19 protein-coding genes are annotated in these 26,346 nt (G+C 54.7%); 14 read left to right on the top strand and 5 right to left on the bottom strand.

Features of this window, described 5'->3' with window-relative positions:
- Positions 1–17: 17 nt before the first annotated feature.
- The 6 genes from msbA to AK59_RS0113190 all read left to right on the top strand — a co-directional run bounded on the left by msbA (position 18) and on the right by AK59_RS0113190 (position 6,021).
- Positions 18–1,766: a lipid A ABC transporter ATP-binding protein/permease MsbA gene (gene msbA / locus AK59_RS0113215; protein ID WP_020689713.1), complete on the top strand. Its 1,749-nt coding sequence runs from the start codon at positions 18–20 to the stop codon at positions 1,764–1,766.
- Entirely contained in the window at positions 1,763–2,740 is a 978-nt protein-coding gene (gene lpxK, locus AK59_RS0113210) for a tetraacyldisaccharide 4'-kinase (protein ID WP_029882986.1), read from the top strand. Before msbA ends, lpxK begins: the two co-directional genes overlap by 4 nt.
- A gap of 44 nt (positions 2,741–2,784) precedes the next feature.
- Positions 2,785–4,014 carry a winged helix-turn-helix domain-containing protein gene (locus tag AK59_RS0113205; RefSeq protein ID WP_029882985.1) on the top strand — a complete coding sequence of 410 codons (1,230 nt, stop codon included), beginning with the start codon at positions 2,785–2,787 and terminating at the stop codon, positions 4,012–4,014.
- Positions 4,015–4,059: 45 nt separating this feature from the next.
- Positions 4,060–4,242 (top strand): protein YcaR, encoded by a 183-nt coding sequence (gene ycaR, locus AK59_RS0113200; RefSeq protein WP_013097300.1) that lies wholly within the window; start codon positions 4,060–4,062, stop codon positions 4,240–4,242.
- Positions 4,239–4,985, top strand: a complete 747-nt coding sequence (kdsB, locus tag AK59_RS0113195) for a 3-deoxy-manno-octulosonate cytidylyltransferase (protein WP_029882984.1) — start codon at positions 4,239–4,241, stop codon at positions 4,983–4,985. Before ycaR ends, kdsB begins: the two co-directional genes overlap by 4 nt.
- Positions 4,986–5,127: 142 nt before the next feature.
- The gene (locus AK59_RS0113190; RefSeq protein ID WP_029882983.1) at positions 5,128–6,021 is read left to right on the top strand and encodes a YcbJ family phosphotransferase; all 894 of its coding nucleotides are present in this window, start codon (positions 5,128–5,130) and stop codon (positions 6,019–6,021) included.
- Here AK59_RS0113190 and elyC read toward each other — a convergent pair.
- Positions 5,998–6,777 (bottom strand): envelope biogenesis factor ElyC, encoded by a 780-nt coding sequence (elyC, locus tag AK59_RS0113185; RefSeq protein ID WP_029882982.1) that lies wholly within the window; start codon positions 6,775–6,777, stop codon positions 5,998–6,000. The two genes, AK59_RS0113190 and elyC, sit on opposite strands and share 24 nt — an antisense overlap.
- A 124-nt stretch (positions 6,778–6,901) precedes the next feature.
- On the opposite strand from elyC, the gene cmoM reads away from it, so the two are divergent.
- The 7 genes from cmoM to AK59_RS0113150 all read left to right on the top strand — a co-directional run bounded on the left by cmoM (position 6,902) and on the right by AK59_RS0113150 (position 17,537).
- Complete coding sequence (gene cmoM / locus AK59_RS0113180; protein ID WP_013097296.1) at positions 6,902–7,681, top strand: tRNA uridine 5-oxyacetic acid(34) methyltransferase CmoM; 780 nt, start codon at positions 6,902–6,904, stop codon at positions 7,679–7,681.
- Between the two features lie 3 nt (positions 7,682–7,684).
- On the top strand, positions 7,685–9,007 hold the full coding sequence (gene mukF / locus AK59_RS0113175; protein WP_013097295.1) for a chromosome partition protein MukF: 1,323 nt from the start codon (positions 7,685–7,687) through the stop codon (positions 9,005–9,007).
- The gene (gene mukE / locus AK59_RS0113170) at positions 8,988–9,692 is read left to right on the top strand and encodes a chromosome partition protein MukE (protein ID WP_013097294.1); all 705 of its coding nucleotides are present in this window, start codon (positions 8,988–8,990) and stop codon (positions 9,690–9,692) included. Before mukF ends, mukE begins: the two co-directional genes overlap by 20 nt.
- On the top strand, positions 9,692–14,140 hold the full coding sequence (gene mukB, locus AK59_RS0113165) for a chromosome partition protein MukB (protein WP_020689707.1): 4,449 nt from the start codon (positions 9,692–9,694) through the stop codon (positions 14,138–14,140). Before mukE ends, mukB begins: the two co-directional genes overlap by 1 nt.
- Positions 14,141–14,319: 179 nt before the next feature.
- Entirely contained in the window at positions 14,320–16,143 is a 1,824-nt protein-coding gene (ldtD, locus tag AK59_RS0113160; protein WP_029882981.1) for a L,D-transpeptidase, read from the top strand.
- Between the two features lie 174 nt (positions 16,144–16,317).
- Positions 16,318–16,869, top strand: coding sequence for a YcbK family protein (locus AK59_RS0113155; protein ID WP_013097290.1), 552 nt, complete (start codon positions 16,318–16,320; stop codon positions 16,867–16,869).
- A 20-nt stretch (positions 16,870–16,889) separates the two neighbouring features.
- A complete protein-coding gene (locus tag AK59_RS0113150) occupies positions 16,890–17,537 on the top strand; it encodes an MBL fold metallo-hydrolase (protein WP_029882980.1) in 648 nt (215 codons plus the stop codon).
- Between the two features lie 57 nt (positions 17,538–17,594).
- Here the strand turns inward: AK59_RS0113150 and AK59_RS0113145 are convergent, their stop codons facing one another.
- The 4 genes from AK59_RS0113145 to pncB all read right to left on the bottom strand — a co-directional run bounded on the left by AK59_RS0113145 (position 17,595) and on the right by pncB (position 23,432).
- Positions 17,595–18,785, bottom strand: coding sequence for an amino acid aminotransferase (locus tag AK59_RS0113145; protein ID WP_029882979.1), 1,191 nt, complete (start codon positions 18,783–18,785; stop codon positions 17,595–17,597).
- 184 nt (positions 18,786–18,969) lie between these two features.
- A complete protein-coding gene (locus tag AK59_RS0113140) occupies positions 18,970–20,058 on the bottom strand; it encodes a porin (RefSeq protein ID WP_029882978.1) in 1,089 nt (362 codons plus the stop codon).
- Positions 20,059–20,663: 605 nt separating this feature from the next.
- Positions 20,664–22,064: an asparagine--tRNA ligase gene (gene asnS / locus AK59_RS0113135; protein ID WP_029882977.1), complete on the bottom strand. Its 1,401-nt coding sequence runs from the start codon at positions 22,062–22,064 to the stop codon at positions 20,664–20,666.
- Positions 22,065–22,229: 165 nt separating this feature from the next.
- Positions 22,230–23,432, bottom strand: coding sequence for a nicotinate phosphoribosyltransferase (gene pncB / locus AK59_RS0113130; RefSeq protein WP_029882976.1), 1,203 nt, complete (start codon positions 23,430–23,432; stop codon positions 22,230–22,232).
- A gap of 255 nt (positions 23,433–23,687) precedes the next feature.
- Here pncB and pepN point away from each other — a divergent pair, with 255 nt between their 5' ends.
- Positions 23,688–26,300, top strand: coding sequence for an aminopeptidase N (pepN, locus tag AK59_RS0113125; RefSeq protein WP_029882975.1), 2,613 nt, complete (start codon positions 23,688–23,690; stop codon positions 26,298–26,300).
- The last annotated feature ends 46 nt before the right edge of the window (positions 26,301–26,346 follow it).

Below are 26,346 nucleotides of genomic sequence, written 5' to 3'. Positions count from 1 at the left end.
AGATGCTGGTTTTTTGAATGCATAACGACAAAGATCTCTCCACGTGGCAAACCTTCCGCCGACTCTGGCCGATGATTGCACCTTTTAAAGCAGGTTTAATCGTGGCGGGTATAGCGTTAGTTCTCAACGCAGCCAGCGATACTTTTATGTTATCGCTCCTCAAACCGTTACTGGATGACGGTTTTGGTAAAACGGATCGCTCAGTGTTGCTATGGATGCCTCTGGTGGTGATCGGACTGATGATCTTACGCGGTATCACCAGCTATATTTCCAGTTATTGCATCTCCTGGGTGTCAGGAAAAGTGGTCATGACAATGCGCCGTCGGCTGTTCAGCCACATGATGGGCATGCCGGTGGCCTTCTTTGACAAACAATCGACGGGTACGTTGCTGTCACGTATTACCTATGACTCAGAGCAGGTGGCATCCTCTTCCTCCAGCGCACTGATTACCGTTGTGCGTGAAGGTGCGTCAATTATCGGTCTGTTCGTGATGATGTTCTATTACAGCTGGCAGCTGTCGCTGATCCTCATCGTGCTGGCTCCGGTTGTTTCTGTCGCGATCCGCGTCGTCTCAAAGCGTTTTCGCAATATCAGTAAGAATATGCAGAATACGATGGGGCAGGTGACCACCAGCGCTGAACAGATGCTGAAAGGACATAAAGAGGTGTTGATTTTCGGTGGGCAGGAGGTCGAAACAAAACGCTTCGATAAAGTCAGCAACAAAATGCGTCTGCAGGGGATGAAAATGGTCTCGGCCTCTTCAATCTCTGACCCCATTATTCAGCTGATTGCCTCTCTGGCTCTGGCATTCGTCCTGTATGCGGCGAGCTTCCCGAGCGTAATGGAAACGCTGACGGCGGGGACCATCACCGTTGTGTTCTCTTCCATGATTGCGCTGATGCGTCCGCTGAAGTCGCTGACCAACGTTAACGCCCAGTTCCAGCGCGGGATGGCAGCATGCCAGACGCTGTTCAGCATCCTGGATTCCGAGCAAGAGAAAGACGAAGGCACTCGCGTCATTGAGCGCGCAAAGGGCGATGTCGAATTCCGCAACGTGACCTTCACTTACCCTGGCCGTGAAGCTCCAGCATTACGTAACATCAACCTGACCATTCCGGCAGGCAAAACCGTTGCGCTGGTCGGCCGTTCCGGTTCGGGTAAATCGACGATTGCCAGCCTGATTACCCGTTTCTACGACATCGATCAGGGTGAAATTTTGTTAGACGGTCACGACCTGCGGGAATACACCCTGCAGTCGCTGCGTAACCAGGTTGCGCTGGTCTCTCAGAACGTGCATCTGTTCAACGATACTGTTGCGAACAACATTGCCTATGCGCGCACTGAAGAGTACAGCCGCGAGCAGATTGAAGAAGCCGCTCGCATGGCCTATGCCATGGACTTTATTAACAAGATGGACAACGGCCTGGATACCATCATCGGTGAGAATGGAGTTCTGCTCTCCGGTGGTCAACGCCAGCGTATCGCCATCGCCCGTGCATTGCTGCGTAACAGCCCTATTCTAATCCTCGACGAAGCAACCTCTGCTTTGGATACAGAATCTGAACGTGCAATTCAGTCTGCGCTGGATGAACTGCAAAAGAACCGTACATCACTGGTGATTGCGCACCGCCTGTCAACGATTGAACAGGCTGATGAAATCGTCGTTGTGGAGGATGGGGTCATTGTAGAACGCGGTAGCCATACCGATTTACTGGCACAGCGTGGTGTTTACGCTCAGCTCCATAAGATGCAGTTCGGCGAATGATTGCCCGCATCTGGTCCGGTGAGTCCCCGCTGTGGCTGCTGCTTCTGCCGCTCTCCTGGCTGTATGGTCTGGTGAGCGGCATTATTCGTCTGCTTTACCGTCTGGGGCTAAAGCGGGCGTGGCGTGCGCCGGTGCCGGTTGTCGTGGTGGGCAACCTCACGGCAGGGGGGAACGGTAAAACTCCTGTGGTCATCTGGCTGGTTGAGCAACTGCAAAAGCGCGGCATCCGCCCCGGCGTGGTGTCGCGAGGTTACGGCGGCAAAGCAGCGCACTATCCACTGCTCCTGTCGCCGGTCACGACGACCGCCGAGGCGGGGGATGAGCCAGTATTGATTTATCAGCGTACTGGCGCGCCTGTCGCAGTCTCTCCGGTGCGTAGTGATGCTGTTCAGGCGTTGCTTGCCGAACACGACGTGCAAATAATTATTACCGATGACGGTCTGCAGCATTACGCGCTGGCGCGTGATAAAGAGATTGTGGTCATTGATGGCGTCCGCCGTTTTGGCAACGGCTGGTGGCTGCCTGCAGGCCCCATGCGTGAACGCGCTTCGCGCCTGAAGTTCGTGGATGCGGTGATTGTTAACGGCGGTGTGGCACAGCCGGGGGAGATCCCGATGCAACTCCAGCCAGGCATGGCAATTAACCTGTTGACCGGTGAACGACAGGCCGTTTCCCGGCTACCCGCGCTGGTCGCGATGGCAGGTATTGGTCATCCTCCGCGTTTCTTCGCAACGCTGGAACAGTGTGGTGCCCGCCTTGAAAAACGTGTTCCGCTGGCCGATCACCAGGCGCTGGTGGCGGAGCAGGTAGACGCGTTGACAACATCCGGTCAGACATTAATCATGACCGAAAAAGATGCGGTGAAATGCCGCGCTTTTGCGAAAGAAAACTGGTGGTATCTGCCGGTTGACGCTGAACTCAGCGGCGAGCAGCCGGAACACTTGCTCCAGGAACTGATTGCGTTGGTGCATTAAGAGCTTACGCGGTTCTGGTGGCGCTTTGACTGACAGGAAAACGCATGTCTTTACCGCAACTCTCGCTTTCAGCCGCACGTAACTTGCACCTTGCCGCGCAAGGACTTCTTAAAAAGCCCCGTCGCCGCGCGCAGCCTGCCGATATCCTCACTACCGTGCAACGCATGTCGTTGTTGCAAATCGACACCATCAACATTGTGGCTCGTAGCCCCTACCTGGTGCTGTTCAGCCGGCTGGGCAATTATCCGCCTCAGTGGCTCGATGATGCGCTCAGCAAGGGAGAGCTGATGGAATACTGGGCACATGAAGCCTGTTTCCTGCCCCGCAGCGATTTTGCCCTGGTTCGCCACCGTATGCTCGCCCCGGAAAAAATGGGCTGGAAATACCGGCAGGCGTGGATGCACGAGCATGCGGCTGAGATTGAGCAGCTCATTGCCCATATCGCGGAAAAGGGGCCAGTACGTTCCGCGGATTTTGAACATCCACGAAAAGGGGCAAGCGGCTGGTGGGAATGGAAGCCGCACAAGCGTCATCTCGAAGGGTTGTTTACATCAGGCAAGGTGATGGTAGTCGAGCGGCGTAATTTTCAACGGGTGTACGACCTGACGCAGCGGGTGATGCCTCACTGGGACGACGAGCGCGACCTGCTCACACAGGAGGCAGCCGAAGCCATCATGCTTGAAAACAGCGCCCGCAGTCTGGGTATTTTCCGTCCGCAATGGCTGGCCGATTATTACCGTCTCCGACAGCCCGCGCTGAAACCGTTGCTGGATAACTGGCAGCGTGAACAGCGGGTTATCCCGGTCTCTGTAGAGAGGTTGGGCGAAATGTGGCTGCATGCGGATTTACTCCCGCTGCTGCCACAAGCTGAAGCAGGTAAACTTCAGGCAACCCATAGCGCGGTGCTGTCACCTTTTGATCCGGTGGTCTGGGACAGAAAACGGGCCGAGCAGCTGTTTGATTTCAGCTACCGGCTGGAGTGCTACACTCCCGCGCCAAAGCGCCAGTACGGTTACTTTGTTTTGCCCCTGCTGCACAAGGGACAACTGGTAGGGCGCATGGATGCCAAAATGCACCGTAAAACCGGCACGCTAGAGGTCATTGCGCTGTATCTGGAAGAGGGCGTCAGGATAACCGTGACCCTGGAAAAAGGGTTAACATCCGCCATCAATGATTTCGCCTGCTGGCAGAAGGCCTGCGAAGTGACGCTGGGCCGGGTGCCTGACGGGCTCTTTACATCCTGTCGAAGTGGCTGGGAAACAGGCACGCCCTGAAAAGGGAATGTGATAAGCTTTAGCGATTACCCATACGGAGGAACTATGGATCACCGTTTACTTGAAATTATTGCCTGCCCGGTGTGCAACGGCAAACTCTACTATAGCCAGGACAAACAAGAGCTGATTTGCAAACCGGACAGCCTGGCTTTCCCGCTGCGTGACGGTATTCCGGTACTGCTGGAAAACGAAGCCCGCTCCCTGGTGGCTGAAGAGAGCAAACCATGAGCTTTGTTGTCATTATTCCTGCCCGTTACGCCTCAACGCGCCTGCCGGGTAAGCCGCTGGTAGATATCAACGGCAAGCCAATGATTGTGCATGTCCTTGAACGCGCCCGTGAGTCCGGCGCTGACCGTATTATCGTGGCCACCGATCATCCTGATGTTGCGCGTGCGGTTGAAGCCGCAGGCGGGGAAGTGTGCATGACCCGCGCCGATCACCAGTCTGGTACTGAACGACTGGCTGAAGTGGTTGAGAAATGCGCATTCAGCGACGATACGGTAATCGTTAACGTGCAGGGCGACGAACCGATGATCCCGGCGGCGATTATTCGTCAGGTGGCGGAAAACCTGGCGCAGCGTCAGGTTGGCATGGCAACTCTCGCGGTACCTATCCACCACGCGGAAGAAGCGTTCAACCCGAACGCGGTGAAGGTTGTGACGGATGCGGAGGGCTATGCGCTCTATTTCTCCCGTGCCACCATCCCGTGGGATCGCGATCGCTTTGCGGTGTCCAAAGAGACCATTGGCGATACCTTCCTGCGCCATATTGGCATCTACGGCTATCGCGCGGGCTTTATTCGCCGGTATGTAACCTGGACACCGAGTCCGCTGGAGCATATTGAAATGCTGGAACAGCTTCGTGTGCTCTGGTACGGCGAAAAGATCCACGTTGCCGTCGCCGAAGTGGTGCCTGGTACAGGCGTAGACACCCCAGAAGATCTTGAGCGCGTTCGCGCTGAATTGCGTTAATCCTTGCGGCATCCCTCTTTTGGGAGGGATGCACTCCTCCGTTTATTTACTCTTATCTTTTCCATAATTGATCTCCGCAGGGTGACATCTGCGTCCTGCGCGCTCATTATAAAAGCAGTAGTCTTAATGGGGGTAATCTCATATGGAACAGCTGCGTGCCGAACTGAGTCACCTGCTTGGCGAGAAGTTAAGCCGGGTGGAATGTGTAAGTGAAAAGGCAGATACCGCGCTCTGGTCGTTGTACGACAGTCAGGGAAACCCAATGCCGCTGATGGCCCGAAGCTTTACCTCGCCGGGTGTGGCCAGGCAGCTCGCCTGGAAAATTTCAATGCTCGCGCGGCAAGGAACCGTGCGTATGCCGACGGTTTACGGAGTGATGACGCATGAAGAGCACCCCGGTCCGGATGTTCTGCTGATTGAGCGTTTACGCGGAGTATCCGTTGAAGCCCCGGCGCGTACACCGGAGCGCTGGGAACAGCTGAAAGACCAGATTGTGGAGGCTCTGCTGGCCTGGCACCGGCAGGATAGCCGTGGCCTTGTGGGACCCGTCGACAGCACTCAGGAAAATCTCTGGCCGCTGTGGTATCGCCAGCGGGTGGAGGTGCTGTGGGGAACGCTTAATCAGTTCAACAACACCGGCTTGACCATGCAGGATAAACGTATCCTGTTCCGCACCCGGGAGTGTTTACCGGCGCTGTTTGAGGGCTTTAACGACAACTGCGTGTTGATACATGGTAATTTTACCCTGCGTAGCATGCTTAAAGATTCTCGTAGCGATCAGCTTCTGGCGATGCTGGGGCCAGGGGTCATGCTCTGGGCTCCACGCGAGTATGACCTGTTCAGGCTCAGCGACAGCGCGGCCGCTGAAAGCTTGCTGTGGCACTATCTGCAGCGCGCGCCCGTTGCGGAGGCGTTTCTCTGGCGGCGCTGGCTTTATTTATTGTGGGATGAAGTGGCGCAGCTGGTGAATACCGGACGTTTCAACCGCGCCAACTTTAACCTTGCGACAAAATCACTCCTGCCCTGGCTCGCCTGAGGAGCCTTTCAGCCACTGCCAGATGCGTCCCAGCGTCTCATAGCCGACGCGATCGCTATGCATCAACCACATCGGGGACGGGATCACCCGTTCCCATGGGTTGAGCGGGGCGTTAATGGCCATCTGGTTCGCCGGCGCGGGAAGCGGGTGCAGACCTTGTTTTTCGAAGAAAATCATTGCCCTTGGCAGATGCGAAGCAGATGTCACCAGTAAGAACGGAACATCGCCAATAGCCTGTTTCACCGCGGCGGCTTCTTCTTCGGTATCTTTCGGCCTGTCCAGCGTGATAATAGCGGAGCGCGGCACGCCGAGGGATTCCGCCACCCTGGCGCCGGCTTCAGCCGTGCTGACCGGGTTGGTTTTGGCTGGCGCGCCGGTGAAGATCATTTTTGATCCCGGATTAGCCAGCCACAGGCGAATACCTTCGTTCAGGCGCGGCAGGCTGTTGTTGATCAGGTTAGAGCTGGGGGCCCAGTTTGGATCCCAGGTATACCCGCCGCCCAGCACCACGATGTACTCCACTTTCTGGTTTCCCTGCCAGGTCGGGTAGGTGTTTTCGATGGGACGTAACAGTTTGTCTGCGACGGGTTGCAGGCTCAGCAGCAGCAGTACCAGCCAGCCGAAGGTGATCAGCGTTTTGCCACTTTTCTGAAAGCGACTAAACCACACCAGCCCCAGCCCCAGCGCGATGATGAGCAGCAGTAGCGGAAGGGGAAGCATCATGCCTCCAATGTATTTCTTCAGGGTAAAAAGCATCCTTTTTGGTTCCTTTTTTAACCATATAGCAGGCGAATACCCGTGATATTACACCAGAGAGGTTCATTCTCCGCGCGGGTGTGACAAAATAGCGGTTTTGCAGTTAGCGAGTGGAACTCTCCCAATGCGGGATCGCAATTTTGATGACATCGCGGAAAAGTTTTCGCGCAACATATACGGCACCACAAAAGGGCAGTTACGTCAGACGATCCTCTGGCAGGATCTGGACACCATTCTGGCCACGTATGGCGGTCAAACGTTGCGCGTGCTTGACGCCGGAGGCGGTGAAGGGCAGACGGCCATAAAAATGGCTGAGCGCGGTCATCACGTCACACTTTGCGATCTTTCTGCTGAGATGGTTGCGCGTGCCACGCGTGCAGCAGAGGAGAAAGGTGTGAGCGACAACATGCATTTTGTACAATGCGCCGCTCAGGACATCGCACAGCATTTGGAAACCCAGGTTGATCTGATATTGTTTCATGCGGTGCTGGAATGGGTAGCCGATCCGTTAAGCGTGTTACAAACTCTGTGGTCGATGCTACGCCCGGGCGGTACGCTGTCGCTGATGTTCTACAATGCTAACGGCTTCCTGATGCACAACATGGTTGCGGGCAACTTCGACTATGTTCAGGTCGGAATGCCGAAAAAGAAAAAGCGCACGCTTTCCCCGGATTATCCGCGCGATCCCCAGCAGGTTTACGGCTGGCTGGAAGAGATTGGCTGGCAGATAACCGGGAAGACGGGCGTCAGGGTGTTTCATGATTATCTGCGTGAAAAACACAAACAGCGTGACTGTTTTGACACCTTAACAGAATTAGAAACGCGGTATTGCCGTCAGGAACCGTTTATCAGTCTTGGCCGCTATATTCACGTCACAGCGCACAAGCCGCAGATGCAAGGATAACCTATGAGTGAATTTTCCCAGACAGTCCCCGAACTGGTTGCCTGGGCCAGGAAAAATGATTTCTCCATCTCGCTGCCGGTAGACAGACTCTCTTTCCTGCTGGCGGTTGCCACGCTGAACGGCGAACGGCTCGATGGCGAAATGAGCGAGGGTGAACTGGTGGATGCGTTCCGCCATGTGAGTGATGCGTTTGAGCAAACCAGCGAAACCATTAGCGTGCGTGCCAACAACGCAATCAACGATATGGTGCGTCAACGTCTGCTGAACCGCTTTACCAGCGAGCAGGCGGAAGGTAACGCCATTTATCGACTGACGCCACTGGGCATCGGCATTACCGATTACTACATCCGCCAGCGTGAGTTTTCCACGTTGCGTCTTTCCATGCAGCTCTCCATTGTGGCGGGTGAACTCAAGCGTGCAGCCGATGCTGCGGATGAAAACGGTGATGAATTCCACTGGCACCGTAACGTCTACGCGCCGCTGAAATATTCGGTAGCGGAGATTTTTGACAGTATCGATCTGACCCAGCGTCTGATGGACGAACAGCAGCAGCAGGTGAAAGATGATATCGCGCAATTGCTGAATAAAGACTGGCGTGCGGCCATCTCCAGCTGTGAACTGCTGCTGTCGGAAACTTCCGGCACGCTGCGTGAACTGCAGGATACGCTGGAAGCCGCAGGCGATAAGCTCCAGGCCAACCTGCTGCGCATTCAGGATGCGACCATGGCACATGACGATCTGCATTTTATCGACCGTCTGGTCTTTGATTTGCAGAGCAAGCTCGATCGCATCATTAGCTGGGGCCAGCAATCGATTGACCTGTGGATCGGTTACGATCGTCATGTACATAAATTTATCCGTACCGCTATCGATATGGATAAAAACCGCGTCTTTGCTCAGCGTCTGCGTCAGTCTGTTCAAACCTACTTCGATGCACCGTGGGCGCTAACCTACGCCAATGCCGATCGTCTGCTCGATATGCGTGACGAAGAGATGGCGCTGCGTGATGAAGAGGTAACCGGTGAGCTGCCACCGGATCTGGAGTACGAAGAATTCAACGAAATTCGTGAGCAACTTGCGGCCATGATCGAAGAACAGCTCGCTGTCTACAAAACCAGACAGGTACCGCTGGATCTTGGTCTCGTGGTGCGCGACTATCTGGCGCAATATCCTCGCGCGCGCCACTTCGACGTTGCCCGCATTGTGGTAGACCAGGCGGTTCGCCTGGGTATCGCGCAAGCAGATTTCACCGGACTGCCGCCGAAGTGGCAGCCGATTAACGATTACGGAGCCAAGGTACAGGCGCATGTCATTGACAAATATTGAACAAGTGATGCCATTAAAGCTGGCACAGGCGCTGGCGAATCCGTTATTTCCGGCGCTGGACAGCCAGCTGCGTGCCGGTCGTCATATTGGCCTCGACGAGCTGGATAATCACGCCTTTTTGATGGACTTCCAGGAGTATCTGGAAGAGTTTTACGCACGCTATAATGTTGAGCTTATCCGCGCGCCGGAAGGTTTCTTCTACCTGCGTCCGCGTTCCACCACGCTTATTCCGCGCTCCGTGCTCTCCGAGCTGGATATGATGGTCGGCAAAATTCTGTGCTACCTCTACCTCAGCCCGGAACGTCTGGCAAATGAAGGGATCTTCACCCAGCAGGAGCTTTACGATGAGCTGTTGACGCTGGCAGACGAAAGCAAGCTGCTAAAGCTTGTGAACAACCGTTCAACGGGGTCGGATCTCGATCGTCAGAAATTGCAGGAAAAAGTTCGCTCTTCTCTGAACCGTCTGCGTCGTCTGGGGATGGTCTGGTTTATGGGCCACGACAGCAGCAAATTCCGCATTACGGAATCTGTTTTCCGCTTCGGTGCCGACGTGCGTGCGGGCGACGACGCGCGTGAAGCGCAGCTTCGCATGATCCGCGACGGTGAGGCGATGCCGGTGGAAAACCATTTGCAGCTCAATGACGAGCCTGAAGACAATCAGCCGGATAGCGGGGAGGAAGAGTAATGATTGAACGCGGTAAATTTCGCTCACTAACGCTGATTAACTGGAACGGCTTTTTTGCCCGAACCTTTGATCTCGATGAGCTGGTGACAACGCTCTCCGGCGGTAACGGTGCGGGTAAATCCACCACCATGGCGGCCTTTGTGACGGCGCTGATCCCTGATTTGACGCTGCTGCACTTCCGTAACACCACCGAAGCGGGGGCGACAAGCGGTTCCCGCGATAAAGGCCTGCACGGTAAGCTCAAAGCTGGCGTCTGTTATTCGGTGCTGGATGTGATCAACTCCCGTCATCAGCGTGTGGTGGTGGGCGTGCGTCTGCAGCAGGTCGCCGGTCGCGATCGAAAAGTGGATATCAAACCGTTCGCGATTCAGGGCCTGCCAACCTCAATGCAGCCAACGGCGCTGCTGACGGAAACGCTTAATGAGCGCCAGGCGCGCGTACTGACGCTGCAGGAGCTGAAAGACAAGCTCGAAGCTATCGAAGGCGTGCAGTTCAAGCAGTTCAACTCAATTACCGATTACCACTCCCTGATGTTCGATCTGGGCGTGGTGGCGCGTCGTCTGCGTACCGCATCCGACCGCAGCAAATATTACCGTCTGATTGAAGCCTCCCTGTACGGCGGGATCTCCAGCGCCATTACCCGCTCCCTGCGCGACTACCTGTTGCCGGAAAACAGCGGCGTGCGTAAGGCCTTCCAGGACATGGAAGCCGCGCTGCGTGAAAACCGCATGACGCTGGAAGCGATTCGCGTTACCCAGTCTGACCGCGATCTGTTTAAACACCTGATCAGTGAAGCCACCAACTATGTGGCGGCGGATTATATGCGTCACGCCAACGAGCGCCGCGTGCATCTCGATCAGGCATTAGAGTACCGCCGCGAGCTGTTCACCTCGCGTAAACAGCTGGTGGCCGAGCAGTATAAGCACGTTGAAATGGCCCGTGAACTGGGCGAACACAACGGGGCTGAGGGCGATCTGGAAGCCGATTATCAGGCCGCCAGCGATCACCTGAACCTGGTTCAGACCGCGCTGCGCCAGCAGGAAAAAATCGAGCGCTACGAAGCCGATCTCGATGAACTGCAAATTCGTCTCGAAGAGCAAAACGAAGTGGTGGCCGAAGCCGCCGACATGCAGGAAGAGAACGAAGCGCGTGCCGAAGCCGCCGAACTGGAAGTGGATGAGCTGAAAAGCCAGCTCGCCGATTACCAGCAGGCGCTGGACGTGCAGCAGACGCGAGCGATTCAGTACAACCAGGCCCTGCAGGCATTGCAGCGTGCGAAAGAGCTATGCCATCTGCCTGACCTGACGCCGGACAGCGCCGATGAATGGCTGGACACCTTCCAGGCGAAAGAGCAGGAAGCCACAGAAAAACTGCTCTCCCTGGAACAGAAAATGAGCGTCGCGCAGACCGCGCACAGCCAGTTTGAACAAGCTTATCAGCTGGTGGTGGCGATTAACGGCCCGCTAGCGCGAAACGAAGCGTGGGACGTAGCCCGCGAGTTGCTGCGCGACGGCGTCAACCAGCGTCATCTGGCCGAGCAAGTGCAACCGCTGCGTATGCGTCTGAACGAGCTGGAACAGCGTCTGCGCGAGCAGCAGGAGGCCGAGCGTCTGCTGGCCGAGTTCTGTAAGCGTCAGGGTAAACATTACGATATTGACGATCTTGAGGCTCTGCACCAGGAGCTTGAAGCCCGTATCGCCGCTCTTTCCGATACGGTATCCAGCGCCAGCGAACAGCGGATGACGCTGCGTCAGGAGCTGGAGCAGCTCCAGTCCCGCTCGCAGACGCTGTTGCAACGCGCACCCGTCTGGCTGGCGGCGCAAAGCAGCCTGAACCAGCTCAGCGAACAGTGCGGTGAAACGTTCGAATCCAGCCAGGAAGTGACCGAATATCTGCAACAGCTGCTTGAACGCGAGCGCGAGGCAATTGTTGAGCGTGATGAAGTTGGCGCGCGCAAGCGCGAGGTTGACGAAGAGATTGAACGCTTAAGCCAGCCGGGCGGTGCGGAAGATGCCCGCCTGAATACGCTGGCGGAGCGTTTCGGCGGCGTACTGCTGTCAGAAATTTATGATGACGTGGGTCTGGACGATGCGCCGTACTTCTCCGCGCTGTATGGCCCGTCGCGTAACGCTATTGTGGTGCCGGATCTGTCTCTGATTGCCGAACAGCTCGAAGGGCTGGAAGATTGCCCGGAAGATCTCTATCTGATCGAAGGGGATCCGCAGTCGTTCGATGACAGCGTGTTCAGCGTTGACGAGCTGGAAAAAGCGGTAGTGGTGAAAATCGCTGACCGTCAGTGGCGTTACTCGCGCTTCCCGGAACTTCCTCTGTTTGGCCGCGCCGCGCGTGAAAGTCGTATTGAGAGCCTGCACGCTGAGCGTGAAACACTGTCTGAACGTTTTGCGACGTTGTCGTTTGACGTGCAGAAAACCCAGCGCCTGCATCAGGCATTTAGCCGCTTTATCGGTAGCCATCTGGGAGTGGCCTTTGAGGCTGACCCGGAAGCGGAAATTCGCAAGCTTAACACCCGCCGTGGCGAGCTTGAGCGCGCGATTGCCAGCCATGAAAATGACAACCAGCAGAGCCGCGTTCAGTTTGAACAGGCGAAAGAGGGCGTTGCTGCCCTGAACCGCATTCTGCCGCGTCTGAATCTGCTGGCGGACGATACGCTGGCTGACCGTGTGGATGAAATCCAGGAACGTCTGGATGAAGCGCAGGAAGCCGCACGCTTCGTTCAGCAACACGGTAATCAGCTGGCGAAGCTGGAGCCGGTCGTTTCGGTGCTTCAGAGCGATCCAGAGCAGTTTGAGCAGCTAAAAGAAGATTATGCCTGGTCCCAGCAGGTGCAGCGTGAAGCACGCCAGCAGGCGTTTGCCCTGACGGAAGTGGTGCAGCGTCGCGCTCACTTCGGCTACTCTGACTCGGCGGAAATGCTGAGCGGTAACAGCGATCTGAACGAGAAATTACGCCAGCGCCTTGAGCAGGCTGAAGCGGAACGTACGCGTGCCCGTGAAGCGATGCGTAGCCACGCGGCCCAGTTGAACCAGTACAACCAGGTTCTGGCCTCGCTAAAAAGCTCCTTTGATACCAAGAAAGAGCTGTTAAACGATCTGCAAAAAGAGCTGCAGGATATCGGCGTCCGTGCCGACAGCGGGGCAGAAGAGCGGGCGCGTGTTCGTCGTGATGAGCTGCATGCCCAGCTGAGCAATAACCGTGCGCGTCGTAATCAGCTGGAAAAAGCGCTGACCTTCTGTGAAGCGGAGATGGATAACCTGACCCGCCGCCTGCGCAAGCTTGAGCGCGACTATCACGAAATGCGCGAGCAGGTGGTATCTGCGAAGGCTGGCTGGTGCGCGGTGATGCGCATGGTGAAAGATAATAATGTTGAACGCCGTCTGCATCGTCGTGAACTGGCGTACCTCTCTGCGGATGAACTGCGATCTATGTCGGATAAGGCGTTGGGTGCGCTGCGTCTGGCGGTGGCCGATAACGAACATCTGCGCGATGTGCTGCGTATGTCTGAAGATCCGAAGCGTCCTGAGCGTAAAATTCAGTTCTTCGTGGCGGTATACCAGCATCTGCGTGAGCGTATTCGTCAGGACATCATCCGTACCGACGATCCGGTCGAAGCCATTGAACAGATGGAAATTGAACTGGGGCGCCTGACGGAAGAGCTGACCTCCCGTGAACAGAAGCTGGCTATCAGCTCCCGTAGCGTGGCGAACATCATCCGCAAGACCATTCAGCGCGAGCAGAACCGTATTCGCCAGCTGAACCAGGGTCTGCAGAGCGTATCGTTTGGTCAGGTGAACAGCGTACGTCTGAATGTAAACGTCCGTGAAGCGCACTCTACGCTGCTGGATGTGCTCTCTGAGCAGCATGAACAGCATCAGGATCTGTTTAACAGCAACCGTCTGACCTTCTCTGAAGCGCTGGCGAAGCTGTATCAGCGTCTGAATCCGCAGATTGATATGGGGCAACGTACGCCGCAAACCATCGGTGAAGAGCTGCTGGATTACCGTAACTACCTGGAGATGGAAGTTGAGGTTAACCGTGGTTCAGACGGCTGGCTGCGTGCGGAATCCGGGGCACTGTCGACCGGTGAAGCTATCGGTACCGGGATGTCGATTCTGGTGATGGTGGTGCAGAGCTGGGAAGATGAAGCGCGTCGTCTGCGCGGCAAAGATATTTCCCCATGCCGTCTGCTGTTCCTTGATGAGGCAGCGCGTCTGGATGCCCGCTCCATCGCCACGCTGTTTGAGCTCTGCGAACGTCTGGATATGCAGCTCATCATTGCGGCACCGGAAAATATTAGTCCGGAAAAAGGCACAACCTATAAACTGGTGCGTAAAGTGTTCCAGAACAGCGAGCACGTTCATGTTGTAGGCCTGCGTGGCTTTGCTCCGCAGCCGCCGGAGTCCTTACCGGGCACGGCAGACGCCTCCTGAGGCGTGTTGTTACAAAGCGCGGCGCATTAGCGCCGCTTTTTTTTACGCTTAACTTATGCTTACGGCTGCGTTATCTTTAAACTTCTTTACATAAGGTAAGGCAACTGCGTTTGTGCCTTCCTATAATGAATAAAAGCCCCAGTGTGATGGGCATGTCGTGAGAAAACAGGGGGCAAGGGATGTTGCTAAAGAAAAATCGTGGTCATCAGCTGTCAGCGTTGAGTTTGTGTCTGGCGGTGATGTTTGCTCCACTGTTAAGCGCTCAGGCCGATGAGCCTGAAGTTGTACCGTCAGACAGTTCCGCGACGATGGGTGCGCAGCCGACGTCGCTGTCACAACCGCTGGATCAATCTCCGGCGACGGCCATTTTAGCGGGTATCAGACCGCTACCCGAAGGTATCGACACCGGCGCGCTCCGCCAGCAGCTTCTTACCGGGCTTCCTGCAGGATACACGCCTGCTTACATTAACCAGCTTACGCTGCTTTATGCCGCGCGTGATATGAAGCCGATGTGGGAAAACCGGGACGCCGTGCGCGCTTTTCAGCAGCAGCTGGCGGAAGTCGCCATTGCAGGTTTTCAGCCGCAATTTACCACCTGGGTTGAGCTCCTTACCGATCCAGCCGTTACCGGTCAGGCGCGTGATGTGGTGCTGTCTGATGCCATGATGGGCTACCTCCAGTTCGTGGCGGGCATCCCGGTCAATGGCAACCGCTGGTTATACAGTCAAAAACCGTACAAGCTGGCGACGCCGGCGCTGTCGGTCATTAACCAATGGCAACTGGCGCTGGATAACGGTGACCTGCCGCGCTTTATCGCAAGCCTGGCACCGGCCCATCCGCAGTATGCCACCATGCATCAGTCGCTGCTTGAGCTGGTTGCGGATTCCCGCCCGTGGCCTCAGGTGCGTGGCACAACCACGCTTCGTCCGGGACAGTGGAGCAGCGATGTCCCGGCGATCCGCGAAATTATGAAACGCTCCGGCATTCTCGAAAGCGGTCCTAAGATTGCGCTGCCCGGCGACGATACGCAAAGCGCGGTCGTCAGCCCGTCGGCCCCGGTAAAAGAGAAACAGGCCGTTGCACAGAGCAACAAACCCGCCGCCTACGATCGCGAACTGGTCGCGGCGGTTAAGCAGTTCCAGGCCGCGCAGGGGCTGGGCGCAGACGGGGTGATCGGTCCGTCCACCCGCGACTGGCTGAACGTCTCGCCTGCCCAGCGTGCTGGGGTGCTGGCGCTGAATATCCAGCGTTTACGTCTGCTGCCGGGAACACTGTCGACCGGGATTATGGTGAATATTCCAGCGTATTCGCTGGTTTATTATCAGAACGGTAGCGAGGTGCTGGCGTCGCGCGTGATTGTCGGACGTCCTGACCGTAAAACGCCGATGATGAGCAGCGCCCTGAATAACGTAGTGGTAAACCCGCCGTGGAACGTGCCGCCGACGCTGGCGCGCAAGGATATACTGCCTAAGGTCTGGAACGATCCTGGCTATCTGGAGCGTCATAACTATACGGTGATCCGCGGCTGGAACAGCAAAGAGACGATCGATCCGTGGATGGTTGACTGGTCAACGATTACGCCGTCAAACCTGCCATTCCGTTTCCAGCAGGCACCGGGTGCGCATAACTCGCTGGGGCGCTATAAATTCAACATGCCAAGTTCGGACGCTATCTATCTGCATGATACGCCGAACCATAACCTGTTCCAGAAAGATGCCCGTGCGCTCAGCTCAGGCTGCGTTCGTGTGAATAAGGCATCGGAACTGGCGAATATGCTGTTGCAGGATGCGGGCTGGAACGACACGCGGATTTCCGATGCCCTCAAGCAGGGGGACACCCGTTACGTTAACATTCGACACAATATACCGGTCAATCTTTACTATCTGACGGCGTTTGTTGGCGAAGATGGACGTACGCAGTATCGTACAGATATTTACAATTATGATCTCACGGCGCGATCCGGCGCACAAATTTTGCCAAAAGCTGAACAATTAATCAGGTAAATGAAGCAGTTCGGGAAAATAGGTTGTCGTAAGTTAGGGCAAATACGTGGCGATATGGCTGGAAGCCGCGTGTTTGCTGGGGTTGGGTGCCTTGACGTCGTCGGCTTTGCCAGTTAAGGTGCCCTTCGTGCGCTAAGCATATTACGATTTCTTTGACCTGTAGACCTGATTATCATGGACAAATTTGACGCTAATCGCCGCAAACTGCTGGCGTTAGGTGGCGTTGCGCTCGGCGCAGCGGCCATCCTGCCGACGCCAGCATTTGCCACCCTCTCGACACCTCGTCCGCGTATTTTAACGCTCAACAATCTGCATACTGGTGAGTCGCTAAAAGCGGAATTCTTCGATGGCAGAGGCTATATTCAGGATGAATTAGCAAGACTTAACCATTTTTTCCGTGATTTCCGCGCGAATAAAGTAAAAGCCATCGACCCAGGATTATTTGACCAGTTGTTCCGCCTTCAGGGCCTGCTGGGTACCAGCAAGCCGGTGCAACTCATTTCGGGTTATCGTTCCATTGATACCAATAATGAATTGCGCGCCCGCAGCCGTGGGGTAGCGAAAAAAAGCTATCACACCAGGGGACAGGCAATGGATTTCCATATTGAAGGCGTTTCGTTAGCCAATATTCGCAAAGCTGCGTTATCTATGCGCGCAGGTGGTGTAGGATATTACCCAAGTAGTAACTTTGTGCATATTGATACCGGTCCAGTTCGGCACTGGTAATAACGAAACACAGGAGCAGTATGAACTATCGTATTATTCCGGTTACGGCGTTCTCCCAGAATTGTTCATTGATCTGGTGTGAGCAAACCAAACTGGCCGCGCTTGTCGATCCCGGCGGTGACGCTGAGAAGATCAAACAGGAAGTTGCAGAAAGCGGTGTGACGCTGATGCAGATTTTACTGACGCATGGTCACCTTGACCATGTCGGCGCAGCGGCGGAGCTGGCACAGCACTATGGAGTGCCGGTGATCGGTCCGGAAAAAGAAGATGAGTTCTGGCTGCAGGGTTTGCCAGCCCAAAGCCGCATGTTTGGCCTCGATGAGTGTCAGCCATTGACGCCCGATCGCTGGTTAAACGAAGGAGAGCGTGTGAACGTAGGGAATGTGACTTTACAGGTGTTGCATTGTCCTGGGCATACGCCAGGCCATATTGTCTTCTTTGATGACCAGTCCCGTCTGCTGATTTCCGGAGATGTGATTTTCAAAGGTGGCGTAGGGCGCAGCGATTTCCCGCGTGGCGACCACGGACAGCTGATCCAGTCTATTAAACAGAAGTTATTGCCGCAGGGCGATGACGTGACGTTTATCCCTGGACACGGCCCGATGTCGACGCTGGGCTACGAGCGGGTGCATAACCCCTTCCTTCAGGATGAAATGCCTGTCTGGTAAATCCGGATAATAAAAAAAGCCTGCATCGTGCAGGCTTTTTTGTGGGCGCTAATTACATTACAGTACGGCGACAATCGCTTCGCACAGTGGCGCCATGTTGTCAGGGGTCATACCTGCAACGTTCACGCGGCCAGAGGCCACGGCGTACACGCCAAACTCTTCACGCAGACGCAGAACCTGTTCTTTGGTCAGGCCACTGAAAGAGAACATACCGTTCTGCTTAGTAATAAAGCTGAAATCACGGTCTGCACCTTTCTCTGCCAGGGTGTTCACAAACAGCAGGCGCATGCGCTGAATACGCTGACGCATATCGTTGAGCTCTTGTTCCCAAATCGCGCGGAGCGCATCATTGCTCAGGATGGTGGCAACGACAGAGGCACCGTGTGCTGGTGGGTTAGAGTAGTTAGCGCGGATAACTGATTTCATCTGGCTGAACGCACGATCGGCAGTCTCTTCGTTTGCTGCGACCAGCGTGCAGGCACCAACACGCTCATTGTACAGGCCAAAGTTCTTGGAGTAGGAGCTAGCAACGATCAGCTCCTGATGGACGGCTGCGAAAGCGCGCAGACCTTCAGCATCTTCTTCCAGACCACGGGCGAAGCCCTGGTAAGCAAAGTCAAACAGCGGCAGCCAGCCTTTTTCGACAGACAGTTTCGCCAGCTGTTCCCACTGTTCAAGCGTCGGATCAATGCCGGTTGGGTTGTGGCAGCAGCCGTGGAACAGTACCACGTCGCCCGCCTGGGCTTCACTCAGGCTCGCCAGCAGACCGTCGAAGTCCAGAGCGTGATTTGCGGCGTCGTAGTAGGCATATTCGCGCACTTCCAGACCCGCAGAGTTAAAGACGCTCTTATGGTTCGGCCAGCTTGGGTTGCTTACCCATACGCGCTTAACAGCGGTATTTTTTGCAAGGAAATCCGCCGCCACGCGCAGTGCGCCGGTACCGCCAGGCGTTTGTGCTGTGCGCGCGCGTTTGTCGCTCACAATTGTGCTACCTTTACCGAACAGCAGCTCCTGTGTGCAACGACCAAACTCAGGGATACCATCAATACCGAGGTAGTTCTTGGTGGTTTCATTTTCCAGCAGATACTGCTCAGCTTTTTTTACGCTGGTCAGTACCGGGGTTTTGCCGGTTTCATCTTTATATACACCAATACCCAGGTTGATTTTGCCAGGGCGGTCGTCGGCACGAAACAGATCGGCCAGACCCAGAATAGGGTCGGCAGGAGCGGCGGTAATGTTCTCAAACATGACGAAGTTCCATTGTGATTACAGAAGTGAAATCCGCTATCAGGTTAACGGTAGATTTACAAAATGCCAACCGTTTGCGACGAAAAGCGTGCGGCTTTTCAAAAGTCGCCATTATTTTCTGTCAGGCATAAAAAAACAGGGCCGAAGCCCTGTTCATTAAGCATATAACAAAGTGGTGTACTGATTAGAACTGGTAAGTTACAGCCATTGCAACCTGGTCGTCTTTACCGTTCACGATACCCACGCTACGAGAATAGTCGGTGTCGTCGATCAGGTTCAGCTGGTAGTCAACATAGATGTTGAAGTTTTTGTTGAAGTAGTAAGTCGCACCGAGTTCAACAAATTTCTGCAGGTCAGCATCGCCGCCCGCGAAGGTGCCGCGCTGAGCCAGGTTTTTACCTTTAGACTGAACGTAGGACACGGATGGACGCAGACCGAAGTCGAACTGGTACTGAGCGATAACTTCGAAGTTCTGAGTTTTGTTTGCGAATGAACCGTCTTCTTCACGGGTCATGTTGCGGGTTTCAGCGTAGGTGGTTGCCAGGTAGATGTTGTTCGCGTCGTACTTAGCACCAACAGCCCATGCTTCCGCTTTCTCGCCTTTACCGTCAGCGGTCTGCAGGTTAGTACGGTCAGAGTTGCTGTATGCGCCGATCAGGCCGAAACCTTCGCCGAATTCATAACCAACAGAGGTACCAAAACCGTCACCATTAGCGGTTCTAACGTCGGTACGATCGTTTTTACCCTGATACTGCAGGCCCAGGCTCAGACCATCAACCAGACCGAAGAAGTCAGAGTTACGATAGGTCAGAACGCCAGTGGTACGGCCGGTCATGAAGTTATCAGAGTAGTTAGTCCAGGTCATACCTGAGTAGGATGGCGCCATATCGGTGTAAGATTCTACATCGTAAACGATACCGTAGTTACGGCCGTAGTCGATGGAACCTGCATCACCAGCTTTCAGGCCAGCGAACGCCAGACGGGTACGCTGAGTCTGGCTGCTTTCTGGCTGGCTTGCCAGAGCACGGTATTCCCACTGGCCGTAACCGGTCAGTTGGTCATTGATTTGGGTTTCGCCTTTGAAACCGATCTGAGCATAGGTCGCATCGCTGCTGTCTGTGTTGTCACCGGAGGTCACGAAATCGTGCTCACCAACCACTTTCCCGTACAGATCCAGTTTGTTGCCGTTTTTGTTATAGATTTCTGCAGCGTTAGCTGCACCGGCTACCAGCAGGGCAGGGATTACCACTGCCAGAATATTGCGCTTCATCATTATTTATTACCCTCATTGGTTTTTTTATGACACTCGCCACTGCCGCCAATAAATTCCGTCAATAAATATTTCCGGAACTATTGATGAGAGTTTGGTGTCTTTATGTATCTGTCAGGCATCTTTCCATTCATAGAACCGTTTCGCTAGCCTGAAAGTGCTACAGTTTTCAAGATTGAGTAACAAAAAGAAATTATATGTAACTAAATGTGTATTTTTCGGAACTTTGTGAACCACCTCAAATTTCAGAAAGACCTGGCGAATTAAACGGCAAGTAGATTCCTATATATATGAATTCCTTATAATTAATTTAGATAAAGGCAATTCGTATATGCGCACCTTCAACGACTCATTTTTTCTTATGACCCCAAAAGGACTTCTGGATGGCTGTGATTTTGGTTGAAATTTGTGCTATTGCTTGAGGGTTAAATAATCGCAATAAGAATAGGGTTTATTTTTTGTTCGTAGATATTTCGTGGAAACAAAACGTAACAACTAGTGGTTGTGACGGGGTCAAAGTTGAAAGGTGCTTACTTTACGCTGACGAAAATTGACAGAGCAGAATAAAATAATGGCCAGCAAATGCTGGCCATTATGATTTTGGTTACTTAGAAGCTGGCATTACGCGGCGTACGTGGGAACGGAATAACGTCACGTACGTTCTGAACACCTGTGACGTAGGCGATCAGACGTTCGAAGCCCAGACCAAAGCCTGAGTGTGGCACTGTACCGTAACGGCGCAGATCGCGATACCAGCTGTAATCCGCCGGATTGAGCCCCATCTCTTGCATGCGTGCATCCAGCACGTCCAGACGCTCTTCACGCTGGGAACCACCGATAATTTCACCAATGCCCGGCGCCAGTACGTCCATTGCGGCAACGGTTTTACCGTCTTCGTTAAGGCGCATATAGAACGCCTTAATGTCTTTCGGGTAGTTTTTCACAACAACCGGTGCTTTGAAGTGCTTCTCAGCCAGGTAACGCTCATGCTCGGAAGAGAGATCCACGCCCCAGTAAACAGGGTTCTCAAACTTCTCACCACATTTCTCGAGAATAGCAACCGCATCGGTGTAATCCACCTGGGCAAAGTCGGAGGAAACAAAGCGCTCCAGACGTGCAATCGCTTCGTTATCGACACGCTCAGCGAAGAATTTCATGTCATCAGCACGTTCTTCCAGTACCGCTTTGAAGACGTACTTGAGCATGGCTTCCGCCAGGCCAGCGACATCGTTCAGATCTGCGAAAGCAACTTCAGGCTCCAGCATCCAGAATTCTGCCAGGTGACGGCTGGTGTTGGAGTTTTCCGCACGGAAGGTTGGGCCGAAGGTATAGATTTTAGACAGCGCACAGGCGTAGGTTTCGCCGTTGAGCTGGCCGGATACCGTCAGGAAGGCTTCTTTACCAAAGAAGTCTTTGTCAAAGTCCACTTTACCTTCCGGCGTGCGCGGCAGGTTTTCCAGATCCAGCGTAGAAACGCGGAACATCTCGCCAGCGCCTTCGGTATCGGAGGCGGTGATCAGCGGGGTAGATACCCAGAAATAACCCTGCTCATCGAAGAAGCGATGCAGTGCCTGCGCCAGCGTGTGGCGGACACGGGCCACTGCACCAATAAGGTTGGTGCGTGGACGCAGGTGAGCCACTTCACGCAGATATTCGATGCTGTGACGTTTTGCGGCCATCGGGTAGGTATCAGGATCTTCAACCCAGCCGGTCACTTCAACGGCAGTGGCCTGAATTTCGAAACTCTGACCCTGACCCGGTGATGCGACAACCACGCCGGTAACAATTACGGAACAACCGGTTGTCAGGTGCAGAACGTCATCATTGTAATTGGGCAGAGAATTATTAATGACGGCCTGTACAGGATCAAAGCAGGAACCGTCATAGACGGCAAGGAAGGAGATGCCAGCTTTAGAATCTCGGCGGGTACGCACCCATCCGCGCACGGTGACTTCTAGGTCTTCGGCGACACGGCCCTGGAGTACGTCGGCTACAGGCACAACGCTCATAATATTCTCTCTGTTAATAGTCGGAAAAAATAAACACTTGTCCACCCATATGGGGGGATATCTATGTTACCTGCCATCCGCTATCAGACAAGTAAATTTCGCAGTCAAAAGAGAAGAATTAAGAAATAAATAAGAAGTAGGGAGCCATTTGGCTCCCTTAAGCGCTTAACTGGCTTTTTTGACCTGAGGGAGATCGAAAGCTTTGCGTAACGCGCGGACAAACGCTTTATCATGACAGATGGTTTTACCCGGGCTATCGGAGAGCTTGGCTACCGGCTTGCCGTTACATTCCACCAGTTTTATCACGATATTCAGCGGTTTTACCTGAGGGATGTCGCAGGTTAAACGGGTGCCAATCCCGAAGCTCAGGTTCACTCGGGTACTGAAATGGCGATAGAGTTCAACCGCTTTCGCGAGATCGAGGTTGTCGGAGAAGACCAGCACCTTGCTCATCGGGTCGATGCCGAGTTTTTCGTAATGCGCGATCGCCTTCTCACCCCATTCAACCGGATCCCCGGAGTCATGACGTAACCCCTGGTAACGCTCAGCGAACTCAGGGCCGAAATCACGCAGGAACGCATCCATGGTGATGCAGTCGGTCAGGGCGATGCCGAGTTGATTCGGATACTCGTCAAGCCACGCGGCCAGTGCGGCGCGTTGGCTGTTGGCCAGATCAGGGCTGATCTGCTGATGTGCCTGGAACCATTCATGTGCCTGGGTACCCATGGGTGTCAGGTTCAGACGACGTGCCAGATCGTAATTACTGGTGCCCACGAACCACGACTCTTGCTGCAGACGCTGAACAATGGCCTGCTGAACGTCGCGGGAGAAACGGCGACGCGTGCCAAAGTCCATCAGACGGAAGCGGGACATATCAAGCCCATCCGTCAGGGTGGCAAACCCCGCGAGTTTGTTTTCCAGCGCGGCCAGTGCCTGAGTCACCCCGGTTTCCGGCGAACGGTAGCGGTGAGCCAGCTCGCTGATCACAGCCAGCAGCGGAACTTCCCACATGATCACTTCACGCCATGGGCCTTCAAGGCGAATATCCAGCTTGCCGTTATCATTCGTGACGGTGACCTGCTCTGGCTTATAACGGAAGTCGCGCAGCCAGTTCAGATAGTCCGCTTTAAAGAAAGGCAGGCCGGAAAGCCACTGGTATTCGTCGTCCTGCAACGTCAGATGCTGCATAGCATCGACCTGTTCACGAATGGAATCTGCGTAGATACCGAGCAAGTCGTCGCCACGGCAGCGGAATTCCGCCGCAACATCAACATCATAGTAATGGTGGAAAACGGCTTGCTGCATGTGCAGTTTATACGCGTCGGTATCCAGCAACGTATGCAGAACAGGAGAAGCGAATCGAGTCATAGGTGCGCAGTAGCATCCTCTCACAGGAGCGTTTAGTACAATAAACAACTCCGGAGTATACCTTGTTTAGTGATTTATTGAACCCCGATCACAACATAAGCGCTCTTTATGGTCGAGGGCATTTTGTGCCCCGTGTTATACAAATGTAGCAAAAAGGGTGTTTGTACCTGAAAAGATGAACATTCTGCATAGCGCGATCTACACAACAGGAATAGACTGGAATCGTTATTCGACAAACGATGCATAAGGTTTTCTATGACACAACAGCCACAAGCCAAATACCGCCACGACTATCGTGCGCCGGATTACCTGATTAGCGATATCGATCTGACTTTTGACCTGGATGCCACTAAAACCGTTGTGACGGCGGTAAGCCAGGTGACCCGCCAGAGCGCGACGGCAGTGCCGCTGCGTCTGGATGGTGAAGACCTGACGCTGGTCTCCCTGCATATTAATGATGCAGCCTGGACTGACTATAAAGAAGAAGACAACCAGCTGGTGATCGATAACCTGCCGGAACGCTTTACGCTGCGCATCGTGAATGAAATCAGCCCTGCCGCCAATACGGCGCTGGAAGGGCTCTACCAGTCTGGCGTGGCGCTGTGCACCCAGTGTGAAGCGGAAGGTTTCCGCCACATCACCTGGTATCTTGACCGTCCGGACGTGCTGGCGCGCTTTACCACCAAAATCATCGCGGATAAAACGCTTTATCCTTTCCTGCTCTCTAACGGTAACCGCGTGGGTGAGGGTGAGCTGGAAAACGGCCGTCACTGGGTACAGTGGCAGGATCCGTTCCCGAAACCATGCTACCTGTTTGCGCTGGTGGCGGGTGATTTCGACGTTTTACGTGACACCTTCAAAACCCGTTCTGGCCGCGAAGTGGCGCTGGAACTGTTCGTTGACCGTGGCAACCTCGATCGCGCGCCATGGGCGATGACCTCGCTCATCAACTCCATGAAATGGGACGAAGAGCGTTTTGGTCTGGAATACGATCTCGACATCTATATGATTGTCGCCGTCGACTTCTTCAACATGGGCGCGATGGAGAACAAAGGTCTCAACATCTTTAACTCCAAATACGTGCTGGCCCGTACCGATACCGCCACCGATAAAGACTACCTCGATATCGAGCGCGTTATTGGCCACGAATATTTCCATAACTGGACCGGTAACCGTGTCACCTGCCGCGACTGGTTCCAGCTGAGCCTTAAAGAAGGCCTGACCGTATTCCGTGACCAGGAGTTCAGCTCCGATCTGGGCTCGCGGGCGGTTAACCGCATCAACAACGTGCGCACCATGCGTGGGTTGCAGTTCGCGGAAGATGCCAGTCCGATGGCGCACCCAATTCGTCCGGACAAAGTCATCGAGATGAATAACTTCTACACCCTGACGGTGTATGAAAAAGGGGCGGAAATTATCCGTATGATCCATACCCTGCTGGGCGAGGAGAACTTCCAGAAAGGGATGCAGCTCTATTTCGAGCGTCACGACGGCAGCGCCGCCACCTGCGATGATTTTGTGCAGGCAATGGAAGATGCGTCGAATGTGGATCTCTCTCACTTCCGCCGCTGGTACAGCCAGGCCGGTACGCCGATTGTCACCGTTAAAGACGATTACAATCCGGAGACCGAGCAGTACACCCTGACCATCAGCCAACGCACGCCGCCAACGGCTGAGCAGGAAGAAAAATATCCGCTGCACATCCCGTTCAGCATTGAACTGTATGATAACGAAGGCAAAGTGATCCCGCTGCAGAAGGGTGGCCACCCGGTACACCACGTGCTGAACGTGACCCAGGCAGAGCAGACCTTTATCTTCGATAACGTCTATTTCCAGCCGGTGCCTGCGCTGCTGTGTGAATTCTCTGCTCCAGTGAAGCTGGAGTATAAGTGGAGCGATCAGCAGCTGACGTTCCTGATGCGTCACGCGCGCAACGATTTCTCCCGCTGGGATGCCGCGCAAAGCCTGCTCGCGACATACATCAAGCTGAACGTTAATCGTCATCAGCAGGGCCAGCCGCTGTCGCTGCCGGTTCATGTGGCTGACGCGTTCCGTGCGGTTCTGCTGGATGAACAGATTGATCCGGCCCTCGCGGCTGAAATCCTGACGTTGCCGTCCGCGACCGAAATCGCTGAGCTGTTCGAGACCATCGATCCTATTGCCATCGTGGCTGTGCGTGAAGCGCTGACCCGCACGCTGGCGGCCGAACTGGCGGATGAGTTCCTGGCGATCTACAACGCCAACAAGCTGGATGCGTACCGCGTGGAACATGGCGACATTGGTAAACGTTCCCTGCGCAATACCTGTCTGCGCTACCTGGCCTTTGGTGAAACAGACCTGGCGAACACGCTGGTGAGCAAGCAGTATCACGAAGCGGATAATATGACCGACGCGCTCGCCGCCCTGGCGGCAAGCGTGGCAGCCGAGTTACCGTGCCGTGATGCGCTGATGCAGGAGTATGACGACAAGTGGCACCAGGATGGCCTGGTCATGGACAAGTGGTTCATTCTGCAGGCGACCAGTCCGGCAGCCGATGCGCTCAGCAACGTGCGCAGCCTGCTGAAGCATCGCTCCTTTACCATGAGCAACCCGAACCGCGTCCGCTCCCTGATTGGCGCGTTTGCCAGCAGTAATCCGGCTGCGTTCCACGCGGAAGACGGCAGCGGTTATCAGTTCATGGTGGAAATGCTGACCGAGTTGAACAGCCGTAACCCGCAGGTGGCATCACGTCTGATTGAGCCGCTGATCCGCCTGAAACGCTACGATGCGCAGCGCCAGGCGAAGATGCGTGCCGCGCTTGAGCAGCTTAAAGGGCTGGAAAATCTCTCTGGCGATCTGTACGAGAAGATTTCGAAGGCGCTGGCGTAATATAAACGTTAATCCCACCCTCTCCCTGTGGGCTGAGGGTTCCCCA

The organism is Enterobacter sp. T1-1, from assembly GCF_000710795.1.
Lineage (GTDB): Bacteria > Pseudomonadota > Gammaproteobacteria > Enterobacterales > Enterobacteriaceae > Enterobacter > Enterobacter cloacae.
Note: the sequence above shows the minus strand (reverse complement) of the source record. Positions and strands in the feature narration are given on the sequence as shown.